This is a genomic window from Lelliottia nimipressuralis, from assembly GCF_004402045.1.
GTDB classification, from domain to species: Bacteria; Pseudomonadota; Gammaproteobacteria; order Enterobacterales; family Enterobacteriaceae; genus Enterobacter; species Enterobacter chinensis.
The window spans coordinates 117,435-141,995 of sequence record NZ_SOMG01000011.1; the positions used below are offsets into that span (position 1 = coordinate 117,435).

The 24,561-nt window shown below is 55.4% G+C and carries 27 protein-coding genes and 1 tRNA gene; 18 read left to right on the plus strand and 10 right to left on the minus strand.

Annotated elements, in window-relative coordinates; translation table 11 throughout:
• Nucleotides 1-9 precede the first annotated feature (9 nt).
• From eutC to eutR, 4 genes are read left to right on the plus strand one after another with little or no spacing between them, the layout of a single operon-like run.
• Nucleotides 10-906 carry an ethanolamine ammonia-lyase subunit EutC gene (gene eutC / locus E3U32_RS03810; protein ID WP_134347701.1) on the plus strand — a complete coding sequence of 299 codons (897 nt, stop codon included), beginning with the start codon at nt 10-12 and terminating at the stop codon, nt 904-906.
• Nucleotides 907-915: 9 nt separating this feature from the next.
• Nucleotides 916-1,575: an ethanolamine utilization microcompartment protein EutL gene (gene eutL, locus E3U32_RS03815; protein WP_134347702.1), complete on the plus strand. Its 660-nt coding sequence runs from the start codon at nt 916-918 to the stop codon at nt 1,573-1,575.
• Nucleotides 1,576-1,586: 11 nt separating this feature from the next.
• Nucleotides 1,587-2,117 (plus strand): ethanolamine utilization microcompartment protein EutK, encoded by a 531-nt coding sequence (gene eutK, locus E3U32_RS03820; RefSeq protein ID WP_134347703.1) that lies wholly within the window; start codon nt 1,587-1,589, stop codon nt 2,115-2,117.
• A 48-nt stretch (nt 2,118-2,165) separates the two neighbouring features.
• Complete coding sequence (eutR, locus tag E3U32_RS03825) at nt 2,166-3,218, plus strand: HTH-type transcriptional regulator EutR (RefSeq protein ID WP_134347704.1); 1,053 nt, start codon at nt 2,166-2,168, stop codon at nt 3,216-3,218.
• A gap of 120 nt (nt 3,219-3,338) precedes the next feature.
• On the opposite strand, the gene hemF is transcribed toward eutR, so the two are convergent.
• Both hemF and amiA read right to left on the minus strand, forming a co-directional pair.
• On the minus strand, nt 3,339-4,238 hold the full coding sequence (hemF, locus tag E3U32_RS03830; protein ID WP_134347705.1) for an oxygen-dependent coproporphyrinogen oxidase: 900 nt from the start codon (nt 4,236-4,238) through the stop codon (nt 3,339-3,341).
• Nucleotides 4,238-5,113 carry an N-acetylmuramoyl-L-alanine amidase AmiA gene (gene amiA, locus E3U32_RS03835; RefSeq protein ID WP_023308739.1) on the minus strand — a complete coding sequence of 292 codons (876 nt, stop codon included), beginning with the start codon at nt 5,111-5,113 and terminating at the stop codon, nt 4,238-4,240. The genes hemF and amiA overlap by 1 nt, the downstream gene beginning before the upstream one ends.
• A 212-nt stretch (nt 5,114-5,325) precedes the next feature.
• Here amiA and E3U32_RS03845 point away from each other — a divergent pair, with 212 nt between their 5' ends.
• The 10 genes from E3U32_RS03845 to pdxK all read left to right on the plus strand — a co-directional run bounded on the left by E3U32_RS03845 (nt 5,326) and on the right by pdxK (nt 13,617).
• The gene (locus E3U32_RS03845) at nt 5,326-5,751 is read left to right on the plus strand and encodes a GNAT family acetyltransferase (protein ID WP_134347706.1); all 426 of its coding nucleotides are present in this window, start codon (nt 5,326-5,328) and stop codon (nt 5,749-5,751) included.
• Entirely contained in the window at nt 5,738-6,187 is a 450-nt protein-coding gene (locus E3U32_RS03850) for a DUF2919 domain-containing protein (protein ID WP_134347707.1), read from the plus strand. Before E3U32_RS03845 ends, E3U32_RS03850 begins: the two co-directional genes overlap by 14 nt.
• Before the next feature lie 63 nt (nt 6,188-6,250).
• A complete protein-coding gene (locus tag E3U32_RS03855) occupies nt 6,251-6,826 on the plus strand; it encodes an RpoE-regulated lipoprotein (protein WP_134347708.1) in 576 nt (191 codons plus the stop codon).
• Nucleotides 6,827-6,918: 92 nt separating this feature from the next.
• Nucleotides 6,919-7,818, plus strand: a complete 900-nt coding sequence (locus tag E3U32_RS03860; protein WP_134347709.1) for a Dyp-type peroxidase — start codon at nt 6,919-6,921, stop codon at nt 7,816-7,818.
• A gap of 173 nt (nt 7,819-7,991) precedes the next feature.
• Nucleotides 7,992-9,005, plus strand: a complete 1,014-nt coding sequence (locus E3U32_RS03865) for a sulfate ABC transporter substrate-binding protein (RefSeq protein WP_134347710.1) — start codon at nt 7,992-7,994, stop codon at nt 9,003-9,005.
• Complete coding sequence (gene cysT / locus E3U32_RS03870) at nt 9,005-9,838, plus strand: sulfate/thiosulfate ABC transporter permease CysT (protein WP_134347711.1); 834 nt, start codon at nt 9,005-9,007, stop codon at nt 9,836-9,838. The genes E3U32_RS03865 and cysT overlap by 1 nt, the downstream gene beginning before the upstream one ends.
• Nucleotides 9,838-10,713, plus strand: a complete 876-nt coding sequence (gene cysW, locus E3U32_RS03875) for a sulfate/thiosulfate ABC transporter permease CysW (RefSeq protein ID WP_134347712.1) — start codon at nt 9,838-9,840, stop codon at nt 10,711-10,713. Before cysT ends, cysW begins: the two co-directional genes overlap by 1 nt.
• Nucleotides 10,703-11,797: a sulfate/thiosulfate ABC transporter ATP-binding protein CysA gene (gene cysA, locus E3U32_RS03880; RefSeq protein WP_134347713.1), complete on the plus strand. Its 1,095-nt coding sequence runs from the start codon at nt 10,703-10,705 to the stop codon at nt 11,795-11,797. Before cysW ends, cysA begins: the two co-directional genes overlap by 11 nt.
• Nucleotides 11,798-11,863: 66 nt before the next feature.
• A complete protein-coding gene (cysM, locus tag E3U32_RS03885) occupies nt 11,864-12,775 on the plus strand; it encodes a cysteine synthase CysM (RefSeq protein WP_134347714.1) in 912 nt (303 codons plus the stop codon).
• Nucleotides 12,776-12,780: 5 nt separating this feature from the next.
• The gene (pdxK, locus tag E3U32_RS03890; RefSeq protein WP_134347715.1) at nt 12,781-13,617 is read left to right on the plus strand and encodes a pyridoxine/pyridoxal/pyridoxamine kinase; all 837 of its coding nucleotides are present in this window, start codon (nt 12,781-12,783) and stop codon (nt 13,615-13,617) included.
• A gap of 44 nt (nt 13,618-13,661) precedes the next feature.
• Here the strand turns inward: pdxK and crr are convergent, their stop codons facing one another.
• From crr to cysZ, 5 genes are all read right to left on the minus strand, one after another.
• The gene (gene crr, locus E3U32_RS03895) at nt 13,662-14,171 is read right to left on the minus strand and encodes a PTS glucose transporter subunit IIA (RefSeq protein ID WP_003861316.1); all 510 of its coding nucleotides are present in this window, start codon (nt 14,169-14,171) and stop codon (nt 13,662-13,664) included.
• Nucleotides 14,172-14,211: 40 nt separating this feature from the next.
• Nucleotides 14,212-15,939, minus strand: coding sequence for a phosphoenolpyruvate-protein phosphotransferase PtsI (gene ptsI / locus E3U32_RS03900; RefSeq protein WP_023332954.1), 1,728 nt, complete (start codon nt 15,937-15,939; stop codon nt 14,212-14,214).
• 44 nt (nt 15,940-15,983) lie between these two features.
• Nucleotides 15,984-16,241 (minus strand): phosphocarrier protein Hpr, encoded by a 258-nt coding sequence (ptsH, locus tag E3U32_RS03905; protein WP_000487600.1) that lies wholly within the window; start codon nt 16,239-16,241, stop codon nt 15,984-15,986.
• Nucleotides 16,242-16,558: 317 nt separating this feature from the next.
• Nucleotides 16,559-17,530, minus strand: coding sequence for a cysteine synthase A (gene cysK, locus E3U32_RS03920; RefSeq protein ID WP_014884739.1), 972 nt, complete (start codon nt 17,528-17,530; stop codon nt 16,559-16,561).
• A 163-nt stretch (nt 17,531-17,693) separates the two neighbouring features.
• Nucleotides 17,694-18,455, minus strand: coding sequence for a sulfate transporter CysZ (cysZ, locus tag E3U32_RS03925; RefSeq protein ID WP_134347716.1), 762 nt, complete (start codon nt 18,453-18,455; stop codon nt 17,694-17,696).
• Between the two features lie 230 nt (nt 18,456-18,685).
• On the opposite strand from cysZ, the gene zipA reads away from it, so the two are divergent.
• The 3 genes from zipA (at nt 18,686) to E3U32_RS03940 (ending at nt 21,959) form a co-directional block, all read left to right on the plus strand.
• Complete coding sequence (gene zipA / locus E3U32_RS03930) at nt 18,686-19,657, plus strand: cell division protein ZipA (protein ID WP_134347717.1); 972 nt, start codon at nt 18,686-18,688, stop codon at nt 19,655-19,657.
• A 69-nt stretch (nt 19,658-19,726) separates the two neighbouring features.
• Entirely contained in the window at nt 19,727-21,742 is a 2,016-nt protein-coding gene (gene ligA / locus E3U32_RS03935) for an NAD-dependent DNA ligase LigA (protein WP_134347718.1), read from the plus strand.
• A gap of 1 nt (nt 21,743) precedes the next feature.
• Complete coding sequence (locus tag E3U32_RS03940) at nt 21,744-21,959, plus strand: DUF3820 family protein (protein WP_003861328.1); 216 nt, start codon at nt 21,744-21,746, stop codon at nt 21,957-21,959.
• On the opposite strand, the gene E3U32_RS03945 is transcribed toward E3U32_RS03940, so the two are convergent.
• On the minus strand, nt 21,956-22,951 hold the full coding sequence (locus E3U32_RS03945; protein ID WP_134347719.1) for a bile acid:sodium symporter family protein: 996 nt from the start codon (nt 22,949-22,951) through the stop codon (nt 21,956-21,958). The two genes, E3U32_RS03940 and E3U32_RS03945, sit on opposite strands and share 4 nt — an antisense overlap.
• Nucleotides 22,952-23,040: 89 nt before the next feature.
• Between E3U32_RS03945 and E3U32_RS03950 the strand changes: the two genes are divergently transcribed.
• Nucleotides 23,041-23,976 carry a LysR family transcriptional regulator gene (locus E3U32_RS03950; protein WP_134347720.1) on the plus strand — a complete coding sequence of 312 codons (936 nt, stop codon included), beginning with the start codon at nt 23,041-23,043 and terminating at the stop codon, nt 23,974-23,976.
• On the opposite strand, the gene E3U32_RS03955 is transcribed toward E3U32_RS03950, so the two are convergent.
• Together E3U32_RS03955 and E3U32_RS03960 are read right to left on the minus strand one after the other, a co-directional pair.
• Nucleotides 23,973-24,311: a FlxA-like family protein gene (locus tag E3U32_RS03955; RefSeq protein ID WP_047346677.1), complete on the minus strand. Its 339-nt coding sequence runs from the start codon at nt 24,309-24,311 to the stop codon at nt 23,973-23,975. The genes E3U32_RS03950 and E3U32_RS03955 overlap by 4 nt on opposite strands.
• A 170-nt stretch (nt 24,312-24,481) precedes the next feature.
• Nucleotides 24,482-24,557, minus strand: a tRNA-Lys gene (locus E3U32_RS03960).
• Nucleotides 24,558-24,561: the final 4 nt, after the last annotated feature.

Genomic DNA, 24,561 nt, shown 5'->3' on the forward strand with positions numbered 1-24,561 from the left:
ATGACACAGATGGATCAAAAACAGATTGAAGAAATTGTACGCAGCGTTATGGCGTCAATGGGAGAGTCGCAGCCGCAGGCGCAAGCGTCGTCACCAGAAGAGAAATGTAGCACCGCGCAGTGTGTTGCACCAACGGGTGAAAGCTGTTCAATGGATTTAGGCTCAGCCGAGGCCAAAGCGTGGATTGGCGTTGAGAACCCGCACCGCGCAGAGGTGTTGACCGAGCTGCGCCGCAGCACCGCCGCGCGTGTATGTACCGGGCGTGCCGGTCCACGCCCGCGCACTCAGGCGCTGCTGCGTTTCCTGGCCGATCACTCGCGTTCAAAAGACACGGTATTGAAAGAAGTGCCCGAAGAGTGGGTAAAAGCCCAGGGGCTGCTGGAAGTACGCTCGGAAATCAGTGACAAAAACCTGTATCTGACGCGCCCGGATCTGGGACGTCGTCTGAGTGCGGAAGCCATTGAAGCGCTGAAATCACAGTGTGTAATGAACCCGGATGTGCAGGTGATTATCTCTGATGGCCTGTCTACCGACGCCATTACCGCCAACTACGAAGAGATCCTGCCGCCGCTGTTGTCGGGCTTAAAACAGGCCGGATTGAAGGTTGGGACGCCGTTCTTTGTTCGCTATGGTCGCGTGAAAATCGAAGATCAGATCGGCGAACTGCTTGGTGCGAAAGCGGTGATCCTGCTGGTTGGGGAACGTCCGGGCCTTGGCCAGTCTGAAAGCCTTTCCTGCTATGCCGTCTATTCGCCGTGCGTGGCGACGACCGTTGAAGCTGACCGTACCTGTATCTCGAATATTCACCAGGGCGGTACGCCACCGGTTGAAGCGGCGGCGGTGATTGTGGATTTGGCCAGGCGCATGCTGGAGCAAAAAGCATCCGGCATCAATATGACCCGTTAAGGAGGCATCATGCCAGCATTAGATTTGATTAGACCTTCAGTCACCGCAATGCGCGTGATTGCCTCGGTAAATGACGATTTTGCCCGTGAACTTAAATTACCGCCACATATACGTAGCCTTGGACTCATCACAGCAGATTCTGATGACGTGGCGTATATTGCCGCAGACGAAGCGACAAAACAGGCAATGGTCGAAGTGGTTTATGGCCGCTCGCTGTATGCCGGCGCGGCGCACAATCCCTCTCCAACCTCGGGCGAAGTGCTGATTATGCTCGGGGGGCCAAACCCGGCCGAAGTTCGCGCAGGTCTGGACGCGATGGTGGCCAATATTGAAAGCGGTGCGGCGTTCCAGTGGGCAAATGACGCAGAAGATACCGCTTTCCTGGCACATGTGGTTTCGCGTACCGGATCGTATCTCTCGGCGACCGTAGGATGCCGACCTGGCGATCCGATGGCGTATCTGGTGGCGCCGCCGCTGGAGGCGACGTTTGGTATTGATGCTGCGCTGAAATCTGCTGATGTGCAGATTGCCACCTATGTGCCGCCACCGTCAGAAACCAACTATTCGGCCGCGTTTTTGACCGGTAGCCAGGCTGCCTGTAAAGCCGCCTGTAACGCCTTTGCTGATGCCGTGTTGGATATTGCCCGTAATCCAGTCCAGCGCGCGTAAGAGAGGTAGTGATGATCAATGCACTGGGATTACTGGAAGTGGATGGTATGGTGGCTGCCGTAGACGCGGCAGATGCCATGTTGAAAGCCGCTAACGTGCGTCTGCTGAGCCACGAAGTGCTCGATCCTGGCCGGCTGACGCTGGTGGTGGAAGGCGATCTGGCTGCGTGCCGCGCAGCGCTGGATGCCGGCAGCGCTGCCGCAGCGCGTACAGGCCGTGTTATCAGCCGTAAGGAAATAGGCCGGCCGGACGATGACACCCAGTGGCTGATCGGCGGTTTTACGCGCCAGCCGGAGAAACCAGAACAGAAGCCAGAAGTGAAAGCAGACGTAAATACGCAGAAGACGCAGGATACCCCGTTGACGTCTGAATCCTCTGAGCAACTTCTGACGCTGTTGGCATCGGTCCGTCAAGGAATGACTGCAGGGGAAGTGGCTGCTCACTTTGGCTGGTCACTTGATGAAGCCAGAAAGGCGCTGGAACAGCTCTTTTCTCAAGGAGCGTTGCGTAAACGCAGTAGTCGCTATCGCTTAAAAAATTAACCTGTCGGAGGGTCGGGGGCTTCGTTGAGGCTTCCGGCTTAAAAGATCATGAAAAAGACCCGAACTGCAAACCTGCACCATCTTTATCATGAAGCATTACCCGAAGACGTTAAACTTACGCCGAAAGTGGAGGTGGACAACGTTCACCAGCGGCGAACAACGGATGTGTATGAGCATGCGCTGACGATTACCGCCTGGCAGCAAATATACGACCAGCTGCATCCGGGAAAATTTCATGGCGAGTTCACGGAAATCCTGCTCGACGATATTCAGGTGTTCCGTGAATACACCGGACTGGCGCTGCGTCAGTCATGTCTTGTCTGGCCGAACTCGTTCTGGTTTGGTATTCCGGCCACGCGCTGCGAACAGGGATTTATTGGCACCCAGTGTCTGGGTAACGCTGAAATTGCCACCCGCCCGGGCGGGACGGAGTTTGAACTGAGCACGCCGGATGATTACACCATTCTGGGTGTCGTTATTTCGGAAGAGGTGATTGCCCGTCAGGCCAACTTCCTGCATAACCCGGAAAGGGTGCTGCATATGCTGCGTAACCAGTCGGCGCTGGAAGTGAAAGAACATCACAAAGCTGCTCTATGGGGCTTTGTGCAGCAGGCGCTGGCGACATTTAGCGAGAATCCGGCAAACCTCCATCAACCTGCAGTACGCAAAGTGCTGGGCGATAACCTGCTGCTGGCGATGGGCACCATGCTGGAAGAAGCGCAGCCGATAATCACGGCCGAGAGCATCAGCCATCAGAGCTATCGTCGCCTGCTGTCGCGTGCGCGCGAATATGTGCTGGAAAATATGTCAGAGCCGCTGACCGTACTCGACCTGTGTAATCAGTTGCACGTCAGCCGTCGGACGCTGCAAAACGCCTTTCATACGATACTCGGAATTGGTCCGAATGCCTGGTTAAAACGTATTCGTCTGAACGCCGTGCGTCGCGAGCTGATAAGCCCGTGGTCGCAAAGCGCGACGGTAAAAGACGCCGCCATGCAGTGGGGATTTTGGCATTTGGGGCAGTTTGCCACTGACTACCAGCAATTGTTTGCGGAGAAACCGTCGTTGACGCTGCATCAGCGTATGCGCCAGTGGGTGTGATGACATTATTGTGCCGGATGCGACGCTTTGCGTCTTATCCAGCCTACGGGGCGGTGCCGTCGTAGATGTAGGCCTGATTAGGCGCTAGCCGTCATCAGGCAAAAAAAACGGCCAGGTAAATTACACCCAGTCGCGGATCTGAATAAACTCCCTCAAGGCAGCCTCCGGGCTGCCTTCTTTTGGTTCGTAGCAGTACTCCCAGCGCACCAGCGGCGGCATCGACATTAAAATCGACTCCGTGCGCCCGCCGGTCTGCAGGCCGAACAGCGTCCCGCGATCCCACACCAGGTTGAATTCCACGTAGCGCCCGCGACGATAGAGCTGGAACTCGCGTTCGCGCACGCCGTAGTCGGTGTTTTTACGGCGTTCGACGATAGGCATATAGGCGTCGGTATAGCCTTCGCCCACCGCGCGCATAAAGCTGAACGCGGTATCAAAATCAGGGGTGTTGAGATCGTCAAAGAACAGCCCGCCGATGCCGCGCTGCTCATCGCGGTGCTTCAGGTAAAAGTAGTCGTCGCACCACTTTTTAAATTTCGGGTAGACGTCTTCGCCAAACGGCAGACAAAGGTCCCGCGCGGTGGTGTGCCAGTGCACGGCATCTTCTTCGAAGCCGTAGTAGGGCGTTAAGTCAAAACCGCCACCAAACCACCAGACTGGATCGGCCCCCGGTTTTTCCGCAATGAAAAAGCGGACATTGGCGTGGCTGGTCGGCACAAACGGGTTGTGCGGATGCACCACCAGCGAGACACCCATCGCTTCGAAGCTGCGGCCCGCGAGTTCAGGACGATGTGCGGTGGCAGACGCGGGCATGGCGTCTCCGTGAACGTGGGAAAAATTCACGCCCGCCTGTTCAAAGATACCGCCGTTACGCAGCACCCGGCTGCGCCCGCCACCGCCGGCTTCGCGCTGCCAGTTATCTTCCTGAAATTCACCGCCGTCTGCGGCGGCCAGTTTCTGGCAAATCTCATCCTGCAGCTGCAGCAGGAACGTTTTGACCAGTTGAGCATTGGGTTTCATCAACGTTTCCTGGAGTGCGCTTTTTGGTTATCGAACCAGTTGAAGTAACTGATAATGCCAGAGGCAATGGCGTTGGCGATCTTCTGACGAAACGCCGTGGTGCCGAGAAGTCGCTCTTCTTCCGGGTTGGTAATGAAGGAGGTTTCCACCAGTACGGAAGGGATTGAAGGTGATTTCAGCACCACAAACGCCGCCTGCTCGGTGCCTTTACTGTGCAGACGATGCACCGGCTTAATCTTCTTCAGAATATGCGAGCCGAGCGTCAGGCTGTTTTTGATCGTATCGGTCTGCACGAGGTCGAACAGTACCTGTTGTAGCAGATGATCTTTGTCGGTGGCTTTCTTCCCGGCGACTTCATCCGCCCGGTTTTCACGGTCGGAGAGGTATTTTGCCATGGCGCTACTGGCGCCACGGTTGGAAAGCGCAAACACCGAGGCACCTGCCGCAGAAGGGTTGGTAAAGCCGTCGGCGTGAATCGACATAAACAGATCCGCACCGTGCTGATGGGCGATTTCTACGCGGTCATACAGCGGAATAAAGGTATCGCCAGAGCGCGTCAGTCGGGCGTCAATGCCGTTACTGCGTAAAATTGCGCGCACATTTTTTGCAATCGCCAGCACGACGTGTTTTTCTTTCGAACCGTTTTTGCCGATGGCACCGGTATCAATGCCGCCGTGACCCGGGTCAAGCATCACCAGACGCTTCGCGCCCGGCTTTTTGGTTTTGGGTTTGCTGTGTCCGTTACTGGTTTTGAGCGTGCTCTCGTCTTTCGCCTGAGCCTGCTTTGCGATGCCCGTTAACGTTAAGGCCGCCAGCCCCGCTTTGAGAACCTGACGACGCGATGTGAGTGCTTTTAATGGTTTGAATGTGCTCATGCGGCCTGAATACTGAAAATTGGGGTCCTGGTGTTATATCGTATCGTGTTTCCCGTTACGACAGTCCATATTGAGAATTGTTTTACTTTTCATTTCAATACGTGACAAAGTGACATTATGCCAAATTTTGGCGAGATTTTCCCCGGTTATTGGCTAAACGCACCGTTCGCGCCATAATCACTGTTTTTAAACCCGAAAAGGCGGTTAATACCATGGAGATACGCGTTTTTCGCCAGGAAGATTTCGAAGAGGTGATCACCCTTTGGGAACGCTGCGATTTGCTGCGTCCGTGGAACGATCCGGAAATGGATATCGAACGTAAGGTGAATCACGACGTCAGTCTGTTTCTGGTTGCGGAAGTCAATGGCGTGGTCGTGGGAACAGTGATGGGCGGTTATGATGGCCACCGCGGCTCGGCCTATTATCTGGGCGTTCACCCGGAATACCGTGCCCGTGGCATCGCCAACGCGCTGCTTAATCGTCTCGAGAAGAAGCTTATCGCCCGCGGCTGCCCGAAAATCCAGATCATGGTGCGGGAGGATAACGACGTGGTGCTGGGCATGTATGAACGTCTGGGCTATGAACACGCTGACGTGCTGAGTTTAGGTAAGCGCCTGATCGAAGATGAAGAGTACTGAAATCCATCCCGCAGATTATGACGCGCAGGGCCGTGTCAGGCTGCCCTTTTTATTCTGGTGCGTTCTGCTGCTGCAGGCCCGCACCTGGGTGCTGTTTGTGATGGCCGCTGCGTCACGCGGGCAGGGCGACACGCTGCTGAATCTCTTTTATCCCGATCATGACGCCTTCTGGCTCGGCTTATTGCCGGGCGTACCGGCGGTGGTGGCTTTTTTGTGCAGTGGCCGACGGCATGCGATCCCGCGTTTGTGGCGTGCGCTTCGCTGGCTGCTGATCCTTGCTCAGATTGCGCTGCTCTTCTGGCAGCCGGTACTCTGGTGGTACGGTGAACCGCTGACGGGCCTCGGCGTTGCGCTGGTGGTTACCGATATTGTGGCGCTGCTGTGGCTGCTGACCAACCCTCGTCTTCGCGCCTGTTTTACGCATCAGGATGATTAATCCGGCACTTTTTGCCGATGTCGCACTCCAACAAGCGTTGATTTAACAAGAAAGGACGTTTCAATGAAATCGCTGCGTTTACTTTTATGCGCTCTCCCGCTGGCATTGACCGGCTGTTCGACGCTCTCCTCCATTAACTGGTCCGCTGCGTATCCGTGGAACTGGTTTGGCTCATCAACGGAAGTGACCGAGCAGGGAGTGGGAAAAATTACCGCCGCGACGGCGCTGGATCAGAATGCCATTCAGGATGCGCTCAGCAGCGATTACCGCCTGCGCAGCGGCATGAAAACGGAGAATGGCAATATTGTTCGCTATTACGAAGCGCTGAAGGGCGACAAGCTGGCGCTGGTGATTAATGGTGATAAAGGCACGGTAAACCGTATCGCGGTGATGGATGAAGACATTCCAACCGCAACCGGTGTGAAAGTGGGGACCCCGTTTAGCGATCTCTATAAACAGGCGTTTGGCAACTGCACCAGCGTGCCGTCTGACGACAAGGTTGCGGTGGAATGTAAGGCTGAAGGCAGCCAGCACATCAGCTACGTCTTTACCGGCACCTGGAGCGGCCCGGAAGGTTTGATGCCGTCTGACGACACCCTGAAGAGCTGGAAGGTGAGCAAAATTATCTGGCAGCAGTAATTTGCGCCTGAACAAACCGCCTCGCTGAAATCCGGGTATAATACCCGCCATCCATGCCACGCTGACGTGGCATCTTTATTTCAGGAGGAGCGATGTCTCAGGTTCAGAGTGGCATTTTGCCAGAACATTGCCGCGCGGCGATTTGGATTGAAGCCAATGTAAAAGGGGACGTGGATGCCCTGCGTGCGGCCAGTAAAGCGTTTGTTGATAAGCTGGCCACCTTCCAGGCTAAGTTCCCGGAAGCCCACCTCGGCGCCGTTGTCGCCTTTGGCAATAACGTCTGGCGTCAGCTGAGCGGTGGCGAAGGGGCGGAAGAGCTCAAAGACTTCGTCCCCTACGGCAAAGGCCTGGCGCCAGCGACGCAATACGACGTGCTGATCCATATTCTCTCTCTGCGTCATGACGTGAACTTCTCGGTTGCGCAGGCGGCGGTGGCGGCTTTTGGCGACAGCATTGAGGTGCAGGAAGAGGTGCACGGTTTCCGCTGGGTGGAAGAGCGCGATCTGAGCGGCTTTGTCGACGGAACCGAAAACCCGGCGGGTGAAGAGACGCGTCGTGAAGTCGCGGTGATCAAAGACGGCGTGGACGCGGGCGGCAGCTACGTGTTCGTGCAGCGCTGGGAACACAACCTCAAGCAGCTTAATCGCATGAGCGTGCATGACCAGGAGATGATGATTGGCCGTACCAAAGAAGCCAACGAAGAGATCGACGGCGATGACCGCCCGGTCACCTCTCACCTGACTCGCGTTGACCTCAAAGAAGACGGCAAAGGGCTGAAGATTGTTCGCCAGAGCCTGCCGTACGGCACAGCAAGCGGCACGCACGGCCTCTACTTCTGCGCGTACTGCGCGCGTCTGCATAACATTGAGCAGCAGCTGCTGAGCATGTTCGGCGATACCGACGGCAAGCGTGACGCCATGCTGCGTTTCACCAAACCGGTGACCGGCGGCTACTACTTCGCGCCGTCCGTTGAGCGTCTGCTGGCGCTGTAATAAACTTTCTCCCTCTCCCTGTGGGAGAGGGCCGGGGTGAGGGCATCAGGCCGCACCCCTTATTCCCTTTTCTGCTTCTAAATCACCAAACGGTATATAAAACCGTTACTCCTTTGGTCCTCGTTATAAATATTATGACTATAAGATAGTCATCACATTTATAAGGGTGCGCAATGGCCGTTACTGTACTGAAAAAAGGAACTCTGGCGCTGGCAGGTCTACTGCTGGTGGCACAGGCGCAGGCGACTGAGCTGCTGAACAGTTCATATGACGTCTCCCGCGAGCTGTTTGCCGCCCTTAATCCACCGTTTGAACAGCAGTGGGCGAAAGAAAACAATGGCGATAAGCTGACCATTAAGCAGTCTCACGCCGGTTCATCCAAGCAGGCGCTTGCCATTCTTCAGGGACTGAAAGCGGACGTCGTGACCTACAACCAGGTCACTGACGTGCAGATCCTGCACGACAAAGGCAAGCTGATCCCGGCCGACTGGCAGAGCCGTCTGCCCAACAACAGCTCGCCGTTCTATTCCACCATGGGCTTCCTGGTGCGCAAGGGCAACCCGAAGAATATCCACGACTGGAGCGACCTGGTGCGTTCCGACGTGAAGCTGATTTTCCCGAACCCAAAAACCTCCGGTAACGCGCGTTATACCTATTTAGCGGCGTGGGGGGCGGCGGACAAGGCTGACGGTAACGATAAAGCCAAAACCGAGCAGTTCATGACCCAGTTCCTGAAAAACGTCGAAGTGTTTGATACCGGCGGACGCGGAGCAACCACGACCTTCGCAGAACGCGGTTTGGGCGATGTGCTGATTAGCTTTGAATCAGAAGTGAATAACATCCGCAAACAGTATGAAGCGCAGGGCTTTGAGGTGGTTATCCCGAAAACCAACATTCTGGCCGAGTTCCCGGTGGCGTGGGTGGATAAAAACGTGCAGGCAAACGGTACCGAGAAAGCGGCAAAGGCCTATCTCAACTACCTGTACAGCCCGCAAGCGCAGACCATCATTACCGATTACTACTACCGCGTGAATAACCCGGACGTGATGAACAAACTGAAAGACAAATTCCCGCAGACCGCGCTGTTCCGCGTGGAAGATCATTTCGGCTCCTGGCCTGATGTGATGAAAACGCATTTTGCCAGCGGCGGTGAGTTAGACAAATTGCTGGCGGCGGGGCATAAGTAATGTTTGCAGTATCGACTAAACGCGTGCTGCCGGGCTTTACCTTAAGCCTCGGAACCAGCCTGCTGTACGTCTGCCTGATTTTGCTTTTGCCGCTCAGCGCGCTGGTGATGCAGCTTGCGCAGATGAGCTGGACGCAGTACTGGGACGTGATCACCAACCCGCAGGTGGTGGCGGCCTATAAAGTGACGCTGCTGTCAGCGTTTGTCGCCTCCATTTTTAACGGCGTGTTTGGCCTGCTGATGGCGTGGATCTTAACCCGCTATCGCTTCCCGGGCCGTACGCTGCTTGATGCACTGATGGATCTGCCGTTTGCGCTGCCGACGGCGGTTGCAGGCTTAACCCTTGCGTCGCTCTTCTCCGTGAACGGGTTGTACGGAGAGTGGCTGGCGAAATTCGACATCAAAGTGACTTATACCTGGCTCGGTATCGCGGTGGCGATGGCCTTTACCAGTATCCCGTTTGTGGTGCGTACCGTGCAGCCGGTGCTGGAAGAGTTGGGTCCGGAATACGAAGAAGCGGCGGAAACGCTGGGCGCTACGCGCTGGCAGAGCTTCCGCAAAGTGGTTCTGCCTGAGCTGTCGCCGGCGCTGATGGCGGGTGTTGCGCTGTCGTTTACCCGCAGCCTCGGTGAGTTCGGTGCGGTGATTTTTATCGCCGGGAACATCGCCTGGAAAACGGAAGTGACCTCGCTGATGATTTTCATCCGTCTGCAGGAGTTTGATTATCCGGCGGCGAGCGCCATTGCTTCGGTGATCCTTGCGGCCTCGCTGCTGCTGTTGTACTCGATTAACACTCTGCAAAGTCGCTTTGGTCGACGTGTGGTAGGTCACTGATGGCGGAAGTTACGCAATTGAAGCGATACGATGCACCCCGTATCAACTGGGGTAAATGGTTTCTGATTGGGGCGGGCGTGCTGGTTTCCGCCTTTATTCTCGTCGTGCCGACGATTTATATCTTCGTTCAGGCGTTCAGCAAGGGGTTGATGCCTGCGCTGGAAAACCTGGCGAACCCGGATATGCTGCATGCCATCTGGCTGACCGTACTGATTGCATTGATCACCGTGCCGGTGAACCTGGTGTTCGGTACCTTGCTGGCCTGGCTGGTTACGCGCTTTAACTTCCCGGGACGTCAGCTGCTGCTGACCCTGCTGGATATTCCTTTTGCCGTGTCGCCGGTGGTGGCGGGCCTGGTCTATCTGCTCTTTTACGGCTCCAACGGCCCGTTGGGCGGCTGGCTGGATGAGCATAATCTGCAGATCATGTTCGCCTGGCCCGGCATGGTGCTGGTCACCATTTTCGTGACCTGTCCGTTTGTGGTGCGTGAACTGGTGCCGGTGATGTTAAGCCAGGGAAGCAACGAAGACGAAGCGGCCGTGCTGCTGGGCGCGTCAGGCTGGCAGATGTTCCGTCGCGTGACGCTGCCGAATATTCGCTGGGCGCTGCTTTACGGCGTGGTGTTGACCAATGCCCGCGCGATTGGTGAGTTCGGTGCCGTTTCCGTCGTCTCCGGCTCCATTCGGGGTGAAACCCTGTCGCTGCCGTTACAGATCGAGTTACTGCAGCAGGACTACAACACCATCGGCTCGTTTACTGCCGCAGCGTTGCTGACGCTGATGGCTATTTTGACCCTGTTTTTGAAGAGTGTGGTGCAGTGGCGTTTAGAAAATCAGGAAAAACGTCAGCATCAGGAGGGAAATCATGAGCATTGAGATTGCCAATATTAAGAAGTCTTTTGGTCGCACCCAGGTGCTGAATGATATCTCGCTGGATATCCCTTCCGGACAAATGGTGGCACTGCTGGGGCCGTCTGGCTCGGGTAAAACCACGTTGCTGCGTATTATTGCCGGACTTGAGCATCAGACCAGTGGGCACATCCGCTTCCACGGCACCGACGTGAGCCGCCTGCATGCCCGGGACCGTAAGGTTGGATTTGTGTTCCAGCATTACGCGCTGTTCCGCCACATGACCGTGTACGACAACATCGCATTTGGCCTGACCGTGCTGCCGCGTCGCGAGCGCCCGAATGCGGCGGCCATTAAAGCGAAAGTGACCAAACTGCTCGAGATGGTGCAGCTGGCTCACCTGGCGGACCGTTTCCCGGCGCAGCTTTCTGGCGGGCAGAAACAGCGCGTGGCGCTGGCGCGTGCGTTAGCCGTTGAACCGCAAATTCTGCTGCTGGATGAACCCTTCGGCGCGCTGGATGCGCAGGTGCGTAAAGAGCTGCGTCGCTGGCTGCGACAGCTCCATGAAGAGCTGAAATTCACCAGCGTCTTCGTGACCCACGATCAGGAAGAGGCGATGGAAGTCGCGGACTGCGTGGTGGTCATGAGCCAGGGCAACATTGAGCAGGTTGACGAGCCAGAGCAGCTCTGGCGTGAACCGGCGACCCGTTTTGTGCTGGAGTTTATGGGTGAAGTGAACCGTCTGCAGGGCACCATTCGTGGCGGACAATTCCACGTGGGGGCGCACCGCTGGCCGCTGGGCTATACCTCCGCGCATCAGGGGCCGGTCGATCTGTTCCTGCGCCCGTGGGAAGTGGACGTGAGCCGTAGAACCAGCCTGGATTCACCGCTGCCGGTGCAGGTGCTGGAAGCTAGCCCTAAAGGGCACTACACACAATTGGTGGTACAACCGCTGGGCTGGTATACCGAGCCGCTGACCGTGGTTATGCGCGACGACGTTCCACCGCACCGGGGAGAGCGACTGTTTGTCGGTCTGCAGCATGCCCGTATTTATCACGGGAAGGAACGTATCGAGACGCGCGAGGATATTGCTCTGGCGGAGTCAGCCTGATAGGTTATTGAGTATGTTTTCGCCCGGTGGCGTAATGCTTACCGGGCTTTTTATTGAGTAAAAATCGTGAATACACTCGAACACACCATCGGCAACACACCGCTGGTCAAACTTCAGCGCATGGGGCCGGATAACGGCAGCGAAATCTGGGTCAAACTCGAAGGCAATAACCCGGCGGGGTCGGTGAAAGACCGTGCGGCGCTGTCGATGATTGTCCAGGCCGAAAAACGCGGAGAAATTAAGCCAGGCGACGTGCTGATTGAGGCCACCAGCGGCAACACCGGTATCGCCCTGGCGATGATTGCAGCGCTGAAAGGCTACCGCATGAAGTTGCTGATGCCGGATAACATGAGCCAGGAGCGCCGTGCCGCGATGCGTGCCTACGGGGCCGAACTGATTCTGGTGACCAAAGAGCAGGGAATGGAAGGCGCGCGCGACCTGGCGTTAGAAATGGCCGAGCGCGGTGAAGGTAAACTCCTCGATCAGTTCAACAATCCGGACAACCCGTACGCGCACTACACCACCACCGGCCCGGAAATCTGGCAGCAGACCGACGGACGGATCACCCATTTTGTCTCCAGCATGGGCACCACCGGCACCATTACCGGGGTATCGCGTTTTCTGCGCGAGCAGGAAAAAGCCGTCACCATTGTTGGCCTGCAGCCGGAAGAGGGGAGCAGCATTCCGGGTATTCGCCGCTGGCCTGCGGAGTATATGCCCGGCATCTTTAATGCGCAGCTGGTGGATCAGGTGCTGGATCTTCATCAGCGCGAGGCGGAAAATACCATGCGTGAGCTGGCCGTGCGCGAAGGTATCTTCTGCGGCGTCAGCTCGGGCGGCGCGGTAGAGGGTGCCATTCGGGTTGCGCAGGCAAACCCGGGAGCGGTGGTGGTGGCGATTATTTGCGATCGCGGCGATCGCTATCTGTCTACCGGCGTCTTTGGTGAAGAGAGTTATTCGCAGGGGGCGGGGATTTAAGCGTCATGGAGATGATTCTATTCCGGGATAATACCCGGGCGCAGCAAACCGATATTGTCGCGGTGCAGTCGCAGGTGGTTTACGGCAGCGTGGGGAACAGTATTGCGGTACCAAATATTCGTACCCACAGGCTGAACGTTACCGCCGTGCCGACGGTGCTGTTTAGCAACACGCCACACTATGACACCTTCTACGGTGGGGTGATCCCCGACGAGTGGTTCAGCGGCTACCTTAAGGCGCTGGAAGAGCGCGAGATCCTGCGCGAGCTTAAAGCAGTCACCACCGGCTATATGGGCAGCGCCAGCCAGATCGCCCTGCTGGCACAGTGGCTGAAGGCGGTGAAAGTGCAGCATCCTGACCTGCTGGTGCTGGTCGACCCGGTTATCGGCGATATCGACAGCGGGATGTACGTGAAGCCCGATATTCCGCAAGCGTATCGGGAGCACCTGCTGCCGCTGGCGCAGGGGATTACGCCAAACGTCTATGAACTGGAAGTGCTAAGCGGCAAACCGTGCCGCACGCCGGAAAGCGCCATCGCGGCGGCTCAGGGATTGCTCTCCGATACCCTGAAATGGGTGGCGATCACCAGCGCGCCGGTCGCTGACGACCCGCAAAACATCCACGTGGTGCTGGTGACGCATGAGGGCGTTACCGTCAGCGCGCATCCGCGCGTAGAAACCGATCTGAAAGGAACGGGCGATCTGTTCTGTTCAGAACTGGTGAGCGGAATCGTTGAGGGGAAAACCGTTGCCGATGCCATTCGCATGGCCGGCGATCGGGTCACCGACGTGATGCTGTATACGCAGACGAAAGGGTACGATGAGCTTATCCTCCCCGCATAAACAAAAATGGCGCCCGAAGGCGCCATTTTTCTGTGCGGCAAGAATTACTTCTTGATGCGGATAACCGGGGTTTCACCCACGGTGACGCTGCCAGACAGTTTGATCAGTTCTTTGATTTCGTCCATGTTGGAGATAACAACCGGTGTCAGGGTAGACTTGGCTTTTTCTTCCAGCAGTGGCAGATCGAATTCAATGACCGGGTCGCCAACTTTAACACGCTGGCCTTCTTCCGCGATACGTTTGAAGCCTTCGCCTTTCAGTTCAACGGTGTCGATACCGAAGTGAACGAACAGTTCGATACCGCTATCAGATTCGATAGAGAACGCATGGTTGGTTTCAAAAATTTTACCGATGGTGCCGTCAACTGGAGCAACCATTTTGTTGCCAGTTGGTTTGATAGCAATGCCATCACCAACGATTTTCTCAGCAAACACTACATCCGGCACGTCTTCGATGTTGACGATCTCGCCGGAGAGCGGAGCAACAATCTCAATAGTTCCGGAGTCTTTCTTATCATCAGAAACCAGAGATTTCAGTTTATCGAACAAACCCATGATCTTCTCCTAAGCAGTAATTTGGGCCGCATCTCGTGGATTAGCAGATTGTTTTTTCTTCAATGAACTTGTTAACCAGCGTCATTAACTCGTCCGTTGTCGGTTGAGCAAGAGCCTGCTCTGCTAACACCTTCGCATCTTCGAAGTTCGTGTTACGGATAATCTTCTTAATGCGCGGGATGGAAATGGCGCTCATAGAGAATTCGTCCAGACCCATACCCAGCAACAGAAGTGTAGCACGTTCGTCGCCTGCAAGCTCACCACACATGCCAGTCCATTTACCTTCTGCATGAGAAGCATCAATAACTTGCTTGATCAAGTTCAGTACGGACGGTGACATTGGCTGGTAGAGATGTGAAATCATATCATTACCACGGTCAACTGCCAGGGTGTACTGCGTTAAATCATTGGTACCGATACTAAAGAAATCAACTTCTTTGGCTAAATGACGCGCAATGGTCGCGGCCGCAGGTGTTTCCACCATCACGCCGATCTCGATTGACTCGTCAAACGCTTTACCTTCGTCACGCAGTTCCTGTTTGTAGATTTCGATCTCTTTCTTCAGTGCACGCACTTCTTCAACAGAGATGATCATCGGGAACATGATGCGCAGTTTACCGAAAGCGGAGGCACGCAGGATCGCGCGAACCTGGTCACGCAGGATCTCTTTACGATCCATCGCGATACGGATTGCACGCCAGCCCAGGAACGGGTTCTCTTCTTTCGGGAAGTTCATGTACGGCAGCTCTTTGTCGCCACCGATGTCCATGGTACGGACGATAACGGCCTGAGAGCCACAGGCTTCAGCCACCGCTTTGTATGCCGCAAACTGCTCTTCTTCAGTTGGCAGGGCGTCACGGTCCATGAACAGGAATTCAGTACGATAGAGACCTACACCTTCCGCACCGTTACGCTCAGCGCCATCAACGTCGCGGACGGTACCGATATTCGCGCACACTTCTACCTGATGGCCGTCAAGGGTGATGGCTGGCAGGTCTTTCAGTTTAGCGAGTTCCGCTTTTTCAGTCGCAACCTGCTCCTGAACCGCGCGCAGTTTATCGATCTCTTCGTTGGTTGGGTTGACGTAAACCAGATTGTTTACGGCATCCAGAATCAGATAGTCGCCGTTTTTCACCTGAGAGGTGACGCTGCCGGTACCCACGATGGCAGGCAGTTCCAGAGAACGCGCCATGATAGAGGTGTGAGAGGTACGGCCACCCGCATCAGTGATGAAACCGAGCACCTTTTTCAGGTTCAGCTGTGCGGTTTCAGACGGGGTGAGGTCAGCGGCAACCAGGATAACTTCATCCTGAATCGCGCTCAGGTCGATAATGGCCAGACCCAGGATGTTGCGCAGCAGGCGCTTACCGATGTCACGTACGTCAGCCGCACGCTCTTTCAGGTATTCATCATCCAGTTCTTCCAGGGCAGTTGCCTGACCTTCGATAACTTCATGCGCAGCCGCGTCGGCCGTCATGCCTTTATCTTTAATCAGGGCTATGATTTCCTGCTCCAGCTCCTCATCTTCGAGCAGCATGATGTGCCCTTCGAAGATGGCTTCTTTTTCTTCACCGAAAGTTTCGCCAGCTTTAGTCTTGATTGCTTCCAGTTGCGCAGATGCCTTGGCACGACCGCTCAGAAAACGTTCAACTTCCTGATCAACCTTGTCGGCAGAAATTTTTTTCCGGTCGATGACGATCTCGTCTTCTTTCAGCAGCAGTGCTTTGCCGAAAGCGATACCCGGGGATGCTAAAATGCCTGAAATCATAACCCTACCTTACTTGTGACTGATATTTAAAAGAACCCGGAAACTTACTCGAGCTCAGCCATCAGTTTTACCAGATGCTCAACTGCTTTCTGCTCGTCTTCACCTTCCGCAGAGATGGTGACTACGGTGCCCTGAGTCAGGCCCAGAGTCTGCAGTTTGAACAGGCTTTTTGCGCTGGCGCTTTTGCCGTTGGAAGTCACAGTGATTTCAGAAGTGAAGCCTTTCGCTTCTTTAACAAACTGAGCAGCAGGGCGGGTGTGCAGACCGTTCGGAGCGGTAATGGTAACTTCTTGCTGGAACATTGTATTTCCCCAACTTATAGGTTTAGTGTTGTGGAACTAAAGTCTAGCCTGGCGACTGAACTTTAGCCTGTATTGTTAGCGCTGACGTTTCGATCGTCATTAAACATTATGCAGCGAAAGCAAGACTTGAACCAAATCATAAAATCGATTCAGCAAGGCTATTTCGTTCACTGATTAATTTCACGCATCAAAATAATTGCTGGTTTAAATACCAGACCCAACGGGGTGAAGCAATGCCAGGAGGGGTAAAAGTTTGAAGCAGGCCACAAAAAAGCACCTGAAAAGGTGCTTTTTTACGCGTTATTAACATGCTGGCATTACTGTTGCAGCTCTTTTTCAGTAAAGAGATCGGCAAACAGTGCGGTGCTCAAGTAACGCTCACCCGAAGAAGGAAGGATAACCACAATATTCTTGTTGGTAAAGGCTTCGTCTTCCTGAAGTTTGAGCGCTGCCGCAACAGCTGCACCGGAAGAGATACCCGCCAGAATGCCTTCTTCATCCATCAGGCGACGCGCGGTAGAGATGGCTTCTTCGTTAGTGATGGTAACCACTTTGTCGATCAGTTTCAGATCCAGGTTGCCCGGAATGAAGCCTGCGCCGATACCCTGAATTTTGTGCGGGCCTGGTTTGAGCTCTTCGCCCGCAAGTGCCTGAGTGATAACCGGTGAGTCAGTCGGTTCAACCGCAACGGTGATCAGGTCTTTTTTACCTTTTGTGCCTTTAATATAGCGCGACACGCCGGTCAGCGTACCGCCGGTACCCACGCCGGAGATAAAGACGTCAACCTGGCCGTCGGTATCTTCCCAGATTTCCGGACCGGTGGTCTTTTCGTGAATTTCCGGGTTAGCCGGGTTGCTGAACTGCTGCAGCAGAAGATATTTCGCCGGATCGCTGGCAACAATCTCTTCGGCTTTCTGAATGGCGCCTTTCATGCCTTTCGCGCCTTCGGTCAGCACCAGGTTCGCGCCAAGCGCTTTAAGCAGTTTGCGACGCTCGATGCTCATGGTTTCTGGCATGGTCAGCGTCAGCTTGTAGCCACGCGCGGCAGCCACATAGGCCAGCGCGATACCGGTATTGCCGCTGGTCGGTTCCACCAGCTCAACGCCCGGCTTCAGTACGCCACGTTTTTCAGCATCCCAAATCATGTTTGCACCGATACGGCATTTTACGCTGAAGCTCGGGTTACGTGATTCGACCTTCGCCAGAATGCGTCCATTACCGATACGGTTCAGTCGAACCAGGGGCGTATGACCGATAGTCAGCGAGTTGTCTTCATAAATCTTACTCATGGCCTGTCCTTAACTGTATGAAATTGGGATACCGACCCAGCATACCTGCTAAGCAGGTAGGGGGAAGTAAGGAATTCGCATATCTATATACTGCAAGGAAATAATGGGGATCAGTATGGAATAAGGGAGAGCATAAGCCCTCCCTCATTTACACAGTTTTGCATTATTTCCATAACGCGTGTTTTGCACGGTAGCAGTCCACCCACATCGCCGTTGCACCGCACACCGCCACGGGCATGATGAACAGATTGAGGAAGGGAATCATCGTGAACAGGCTCGTCAGCGCGCCGAACTGCATATTGGCGACCTTCTGGGTGCGCAGGGCAGTTCGCATCTCTTTAAACGGCACCTTGTGGTTATCGAACGGGTAGTCGCAGTACTGGATCGCCAGCATCCAGGCGCTGAACAGGAACCACAGCACCGGTGCCACCGTCTGGCCAATGCCTGGCACAAAGTAAAGAATCAGCAGGACAATCGCACGGGGCAGGTACCAGGCAAATTTCTGCCATTCGCGTTTCATGATACGCGGAAGGTCTTTCATGATCCCCAGCACGCCCGTGTCCGGTGGCGTCGCGCCGGTAAGCCGTGCTTCCAGCTGTTCCGCCAGCAGGCCGTTAAACGGGGCGGCTATCCAGTTCGCAATCGTCGAAAAGAAGTACCCAAATACCAGCAGGACGGAGATCACCGCTACCGGCCAGAGCAAATAGTTAAGCCACTGCAGCCAGTCTGGTACATGGCTCATCAGCGACGGGAGCCAGCTCTCCAGCTTTGTGAACAGCCACCAGAATGCGCCGCCCATCAGAATAATGTTGATCAGCAGCGGCAGAATGACGAAGCGTCGAATACCCGGCAGGGAGACCAGTTTCCAGCCCTGAGAAAAATACCAGACACCGCTGCGCGGCGGAGAAGAATATGTTGAAACCATAACCAGTCTGTACTCCTTTTTTCACAACCAGTGGAATTGCCCGCCTATATTATCCACTTACGGACCAATGACCAGTTCGGAAATGTTCGAAAAACCAGCAAAAAGCACGATTTCCTTCATCTTTATGCTGTGAATGCTCTGCACACACTTGCACTTGACGTAAACGGCAAATACTCTTAGTGAGTAAATGTTTGCCGTGGTGGCAAGGTGTTAGAACAACAGAGAATATAATGATGCAGGATTTGCGTCTGATATTAATCATTGTTGGCGCGATCGCCATAATCGCTTTACTGGTACATGGTTTCTGGACCAGCCGTAAAGAGCGTTCCTCAATGTTTCGCGATCGCCCACTGAAGCGCATGAAGTCCAGTCGTGACGACGATGACAGTGAAGATGACATCGACGGCAGCGACGACGACGGCGTGGGTGAAGTTCGTGTTCATCGGGTCAATACTGCGCCCGGCGCAGGCCATGGGGAGCATGAAGCGCCTCGTCCTTCGCAGCACCAGTATCAACCGCCGTATGCTTCTGCACAGCCGCGCCAGCCCGCGCCGCAGCCTGTGGAAGAGCCGGTGCGCCAGCCGCCGCAACAGCCTGTTCAGCAGCAGCCTGCTGCGCCACAGCCGGTTCAACAGCAACCTGCACAACACTCCGTGCAACAACAGCCTGCACAGCCGGTACAACAGCCGCAGCAGCCTGTTCATGTGCAGCCTGCCCCGGCTCCGCACGTTGAACCTGAGCCCGTTGTAGAGCCTGAACCGGTTGTTGAAAAACCGCAGCGTAAAGAAGCAGTGATCATCATGAACGTGGCCGCGCATCACGGCAGCCATCTCAACGGTGACGTGCTGCTTAACAGTATTCAACAGGCAGGCTTCAAGTTTGGCGATATGAATATTTTCCATCGCCACCTGAGCCCTGACGGCAGCGGCCCGGCGCTCTTCAGCCTGGCTAACATGGTTAACCCTGGCACCTTCGATCCGGAAATGACCGGTGATTTCGTGACGCCGGGTGTCACTATCTTTATGCAGGTGCCGTCCTACGGCGACGAACTGCAGAACTTTAAGCTGATGCTGCAATCCGCTCAGCACATTGCTGACGAAGTGGGCGGTGTGGTACTCGACGATCAGCGTCGAATGATGACCCCGCAGAAGCTGCGCGAGTATCAGGACCGCATCCGCGAAGTTAAGGAAGCCAACGCGTAATCGTCGCGTTTACTTCAACTCCTCCTCAACCCCCGCATGTCGGGGGTTTTTTCTCATTGATGGTGTGATATGGACTCAATCGAACAACAACTCACTGAACTGCGAACCACGCTTCGCCATCATGAATATCTCTATCATGTCATGGACGCACCGGAAGTACCGGACGCGGAGTATGACCGCCTGATGCGTGAGCTGCGTGAATTAGAGGCGCAGCACCCGGAGCTTATCACGCCGGATTCCCCTACCCAGCGCGTCGGTGCTGAGCCGCTGGGTGCCTTCAGCCAGGTGCGTCATGAAGTACCTATGCTGTCACTGGATAACGTCTTCGATGAAGAGAGCTTCCTCGCGTTTAACAAGCGCGTGCAGGATCGCCTGAAAAGTAGCGACTCTCTCACCTGGTGCTGCGAACTGAAGCTGGATGGCCTGGCGGTCAGTCTTCTGTACGAAAACGGCGTGCTGGTGCGTGCCGCGACGCGTGGCGACGGTACGACGGGTGAAGACATTACAACCAACGTTCGTACCATTCGCGCAATCCCGCTGAAACTGCAGGGTGACAATATTCCTGCGCGTCTGGAAGTGCGAGGCGAGGTGTTCCTGCCCCAGGCGGGCTTCGAGAAAATTAACGAAGAGGCACGTCGCACTGGCGGGAAGGTGTTTGCTAACCCGCGTAATGCGGCAGCGGGCTCTCTGCGCCAGCTTGATCCGCGTATCACCGCGAAGCGACCGCTTACTTTCTTCTGCTACGGCGTGGGTATTCTGGAGGGCGGGGAACTGCCGGATACGCATCTCGGCCGTCTGCTGCAGTTCAAAGCGTGGGGCTTGCCGGTGAGCAACCGCGTTCAGCTTTGTGATTCCCCGGAGGCGGTTCTGGCGTTCTATCACAAGGTGGAAGAGGACCGTCCGACGCTCGGCTTTGATATAGATGGCGTGGTCATCAAGGTTAACTCGCTGGCGCTGCAGGAGCAGCTGGGCTTTGTGGCGCGTGCGCCACGCTGGGCGGTTGCGTTCAAATTCCCGGCCCAGGAGCAGATGACCTTTGTTCGCGACGTGGAGTTCCAGGTGGGGCGGACAGGCGCCATTACCCCGGTTGCCCGTCTGGAGCCCGTGCAGGTTGCGGGCGTGCTGGTGAGTAACGCCACGCTGCATAACGCCGATGAAATCGAACGCCTGGGTCTGCGTATTGGTGACAAAGTGGTGATTCGCCGCGCGGGCGATGTTATCCCACAGGTGGTTAACGTCGTTGAGTCAGAACGTCCTGACGATACGCGCGAGGTCGTCTTCCCGACCCATTGTCCAGTGTGTGGCTCTGACGTTGAGCGTGTTGAGGGTGAAGCGGTGGCGCGCTGTACGGGCGGCTTAATCTGTGGCGCGCAGCGTAAAGAGTCGCTGAAGCACTTTGTCTCCCGTCGGGCGATGGACGTTGACGGCATGGGCGACAAGATTATCGATCAGCTGGTTGAGAAGGAGTATGTCCACACGCCAGCGGATCTCTTCAAGCTGACGGCAGGTAAACTGACTGGACTTGACCGCATGGGGCCAAAGTCGGCCCAGAATGTGGTCAATGCCCTGGACGCCGCAAAAGAGACGACCTTTGCCCGCTTCCTCTATGCGCTGGGCATTCGTGAAGTGGGTGAAGCCACGGCGGCAGGGCTGGCGGCGTACTTCGGCACGCTGGAGGCGCTGGAAAAAGCGAGTATCGATGAGCTGCAGAAAGTCCCGGATGTCGGCATCGTCGTCGCCACCCACGTCTTTAACTTCTTTGCCGAAGAGAGCAACCGCGAAGTGATCGGCAAACTGCTGGAAGAGGGCATCAAATGGCCCGCGCCGGTGGTGGTCAACGCCGAAGAGATCGACAGCCCGTTCGCCGGTAAAACGGTGGTGCTGACCGGCAGCCTGAGCCAGCTTTCACGCGACGATGCGAAAGCGCGTCTGGTGGCGCTGGGGGCAAAAGTGGCGGGCAGCGTGTCGAAGAAAACCGACCTGGTGATTGCCGGAGAAGCCGCCGGTTCAAAGCTGGCGAAAGCCCAGGAGCTCGGCATTGCGGTTATCGACGAAGCAGAAATGATGCGTCTGTTAGGAGAGTAAGGTGGAAAAAGAGCAGCTCGTTGAGATCGCCAACACGGAGATGCCGTTCGGTAAATATAAAGGCCGCAGGCTGATCGATTTGCCAGAGGAGTATCTGCTGTGGTTTGCCCGTAAAGATGAATTCCCGGCCGGTCGACTGGGCGAGCTGATGGCTATCACGTTACTGATCAAAACCGAGGGGCTGACCCAGTTGGTTCAGCCCCTGAAACGCCCTTAAGCCTTCGCGGCGCGGGTCTCTTCCTGCGCCAGTTTTTCCGTCTGGCGTTTGTAACGACGCGCCAGCACCGCACAGACCATCAGCTGGATCTGATGGAAAATCATCAGCGGCAGTACCATCATCCCAATCATTGAGGTTGGGAACAGAATGTTGGCCATCGGGATACCGTTCGCCAGGCTCTTCTTCGAACCGCAGAACACAATCGTAATTTCATCTGCTTTGTTGAAGCCGCACTTGCGTGCCACAAAGACGTTTACGGCAATCACAATCGTCAGCAGGACGATGCTGACCACCACGATAAACAGCAGTGAACCTGCGCCCACCTTGTGCCAGATTCCGTTCACGACCGCTTCGCTGAAGGCGGAGTAAACCACCAGCAGAATCGAGGTCTGGTCGGTTTTTGAGATCCATTTTTTATGCTTTGCCACAAACGCGCCGGTCCACGGTCGGGAGAGATGACCCAGGACAAACGGCAGCAGCAGCTGCAGACAGATTTTGCCAACCTGCTCAAGGTTACCTTCCGCACCGTGCATGTTCATCAGCAAGCCTACCAGCAGCGGTGAGATGAAAATCCCTAACAGGCTGGATGCTGAAGCTGAACAAACCGCCGCCGCAACGTTACCCCCCGCCAGCGAGGTAAACGCAATGGCGGACTGAACGGTAGCAGGCAGTATGCACAGATAGAGGAAACCCATATAAAGCGCCGGATCGACGTTTACCGGTGCCCACCAGGCAAACAGCACGCCGAGTATCGGGAACAGAATGAAGGTGCTGCACATCACCCACAGGTGCAGCCGCCAGTGACCACCGCCTGCAATGATCGCTTCACGGGAAAGTTTGGCGCCGTGCATAAAGAACAGCAACGCGATGGCCGCCGTGGTGAGTCCTTCAAAGAACGGGACAAAACCGCCGCGTGCGGGGAGGAAGGAGGCCAGTAAAACGGTGACAACCAGGGTAAGCGTGAACGGATCAAGGATACGAAACAGTTTCATAATGACTCCTGAAATCAGATATCGCTATTGTGCTTTTTTCCATTTGAGAAATAAAATTGATTTATTGCATCCATTCATGAATTAAACAGATGAATTATTCACTACGCCAGCTTCGCGTTTTTGTCACCGTGGCCCATGCCCGCAGCTTTAGCCGGGCAGGGGATATTATCGGGCTGAGTCAGTCTGCGGTCAGCCACAGCGTGAAAGAGCTGGAAAATCAGACCGGCGTGAAATTGCTGGACAGAACGACGCGGGAAGTTGTGCTTACCGAGGCAGGGCAACAGCTGGCGCAGCGCCTGGAACGGCTGCTGGACGAACTGAACAGCACGCTCAGAGACGTGGGAAGGCTTGGGCAGCAGCTTTCGGGCACCGTGCGGGTGGCGGCCAGCCAGACCATTTCTGCACATCTTATCCCGCAGTGCATTGCCGAGGGTAACCACCGCTATCCGGATATCGATTTTGTGCTGCATGACAGGCCACAACAGTGGGTACTGGAAAGCATCCGTCAGGGGGATGTGGATTTTGGTATTGTGATCGACCCCGGCCAGGTGAACGATCTGGAGTGCGAGATCGTGCTTTCAGAGCCCTTTTTGCTGCTCTGCCGGGATGACGATCCGCTGGCCACGTTGCCGGAGGTCAGCTGGCAGTCCCTGACGGGCGCGAACCTGGTTTTACAGGATTATGCCTCTGGCAGCCGTCCGCTGATTGATTCCGCGCTGGTGAATCAAGGCGTAAAGGCAACGATCGTGCAGGAGATTGGTCACCCGGCGACGCTGTTTCCGATGGTGGAAGCCGGCATTGGCATCAGCGTCTTGCCCGCCCTGGCGCTTCCCCTGCCGCAGGGAAGCCGGCTGGCCGTCAAGCGATTAACGCCCGTTGTTGAGCGAAAACTGATGCTGGTGCGGCGAAAAAATCGTTCACTCTCGGGTGCGGCGCAGGCTATCTGGGAAGTGGTGCGTATCCAGGCACAGCGATTAACCGAAGCCCGCATACGCGACCCACTGTTTAACGCATCAGAAGATTAGATGTAGATATCAATCTGATTATTGTCTGACGGGCTGTTCACCCCTTCCACTTTGCCCAGCTTTTGATCCTGCTTCTTCTGGGCCTCTTCGGCCTGCTGGCGCTGCAGTGCGGCGAGCTGCGCCTGCAGCACTTTGATCTGGGTCTGAATAAGTTCCTGCTGCTTCTTCTTCTCATCGGTGCTGACGGGACTGTTTGCCAGTTCTTTTAACTGCTGAGTCAGCTTTTTGATCTTGTCGAGAATGCGGGTGATTTGCGCAGAGATATCGTTACTGCTCGAAGTTCCACTCGCGCCGCTGGTTTGAATAGGTTGGGTTGAAGCCTGAATGGTCGTCATACTTTTTCCTCGCGTTATAAAACAGAGGTATCGGCACCGACGGGATTAGCTTGAGCAAAACTGCCATATCTGGCAGGGCGTTGCATTAATACACAACCAGTATTGATGGGGCGGCGAAAGTGTATTGATCGCAGATAGCAAAAAGGCGCCTTTAGGGCGCCTTTCTACATTGGTGGGTCGTGCAGGATTCGAACCTGCGACCAATTGATTAAAAGTCAACTGCTCTACCAACTGAGCTAACGACCCGAAA

Bases quoted from the DNA above. Each gene is read 5' to 3' on its own strand.
- eutC (WP_134347701.1), top strand. From the start codon at position 10: ATGGATCAAAAACAGATTGAAGAAATTGTACGCAGCGTTATGGCGTCA.
- eutL (WP_134347702.1), top strand. From the start codon at position 916: ATGCCAGCATTAGATTTGATTAGACCTTCAGTCACCGCAATGCGCGTG.
- eutK (WP_134347703.1), top strand. From the start codon at position 1,587: ATGATCAATGCACTGGGATTACTGGAAGTGGATGGTATGGTGGCTGCC.
- eutR (WP_134347704.1), top strand. From the start codon at position 2,166: ATGAAAAAGACCCGAACTGCAAACCTGCACCATCTTTATCATGAAGCA.
- hemF (WP_134347705.1), bottom strand. From the start codon at position 4,238: ATGAAACCCAATGCTCAACTGGTCAAAACGTTCCTGCTGCAGCTGCAG.
- amiA (WP_023308739.1), bottom strand. From the start codon at position 5,113: ATGAGCACATTCAAACCATTAAAAGCACTCACATCGCGTCGTCAGGTT.
- E3U32_RS03845 (WP_134347706.1), top strand. From the start codon at position 5,326: ATGGAGATACGCGTTTTTCGCCAGGAAGATTTCGAAGAGGTGATCACC.
- E3U32_RS03850 (WP_134347707.1), top strand. From the start codon at position 5,738: ATGAAGAGTACTGAAATCCATCCCGCAGATTATGACGCGCAGGGCCGT.
- E3U32_RS03855 (WP_134347708.1), top strand. From the start codon at position 6,251: ATGAAATCGCTGCGTTTACTTTTATGCGCTCTCCCGCTGGCATTGACC.
- E3U32_RS03860 (WP_134347709.1), top strand. From the start codon at position 6,919: ATGTCTCAGGTTCAGAGTGGCATTTTGCCAGAACATTGCCGCGCGGCG.
- E3U32_RS03865 (WP_134347710.1), top strand. From the start codon at position 7,992: ATGGCCGTTACTGTACTGAAAAAAGGAACTCTGGCGCTGGCAGGTCTA.
- cysT (WP_134347711.1), top strand. From the start codon at position 9,005: ATGTTTGCAGTATCGACTAAACGCGTGCTGCCGGGCTTTACCTTAAGC.
- cysW (WP_134347712.1), top strand. From the start codon at position 9,838: ATGGCGGAAGTTACGCAATTGAAGCGATACGATGCACCCCGTATCAAC.
- cysA (WP_134347713.1), top strand. From the start codon at position 10,703: ATGAGCATTGAGATTGCCAATATTAAGAAGTCTTTTGGTCGCACCCAG.
- pdxK (WP_134347715.1), top strand. From the start codon at position 12,781: ATGGAGATGATTCTATTCCGGGATAATACCCGGGCGCAGCAAACCGAT.
- crr (WP_003861316.1), bottom strand. From the start codon at position 14,171: ATGGGTTTGTTCGATAAACTGAAATCTCTGGTTTCTGATGATAAGAAA.
- ptsI (WP_023332954.1), bottom strand. From the start codon at position 15,939: ATGATTTCAGGCATTTTAGCATCCCCGGGTATCGCTTTCGGCAAAGCA.
- ptsH (WP_000487600.1), bottom strand. From the start codon at position 16,241: ATGTTCCAGCAAGAAGTTACCATTACCGCTCCGAACGGTCTGCACACC.
- cysK (WP_014884739.1), bottom strand. From the start codon at position 17,530: ATGAGTAAGATTTATGAAGACAACTCGCTGACTATCGGTCATACGCCC.
- cysZ (WP_134347716.1), bottom strand. From the start codon at position 18,455: ATGGTTTCAACATATTCTTCTCCGCCGCGCAGCGGTGTCTGGTATTTT.
- zipA (WP_134347717.1), top strand. From the start codon at position 18,686: ATGATGCAGGATTTGCGTCTGATATTAATCATTGTTGGCGCGATCGCC.
- ligA (WP_134347718.1), top strand. From the start codon at position 19,727: ATGGACTCAATCGAACAACAACTCACTGAACTGCGAACCACGCTTCGC.
- E3U32_RS03945 (WP_134347719.1), bottom strand. From the start codon at position 22,951: ATGAAACTGTTTCGTATCCTTGATCCGTTCACGCTTACCCTGGTTGTC.
- E3U32_RS03950 (WP_134347720.1), top strand. From the start codon at position 23,041: ATGAATTATTCACTACGCCAGCTTCGCGTTTTTGTCACCGTGGCCCAT.
- E3U32_RS03955 (WP_047346677.1), bottom strand. From the start codon at position 24,311: ATGACGACCATTCAGGCTTCAACCCAACCTATTCAAACCAGCGGCGCG.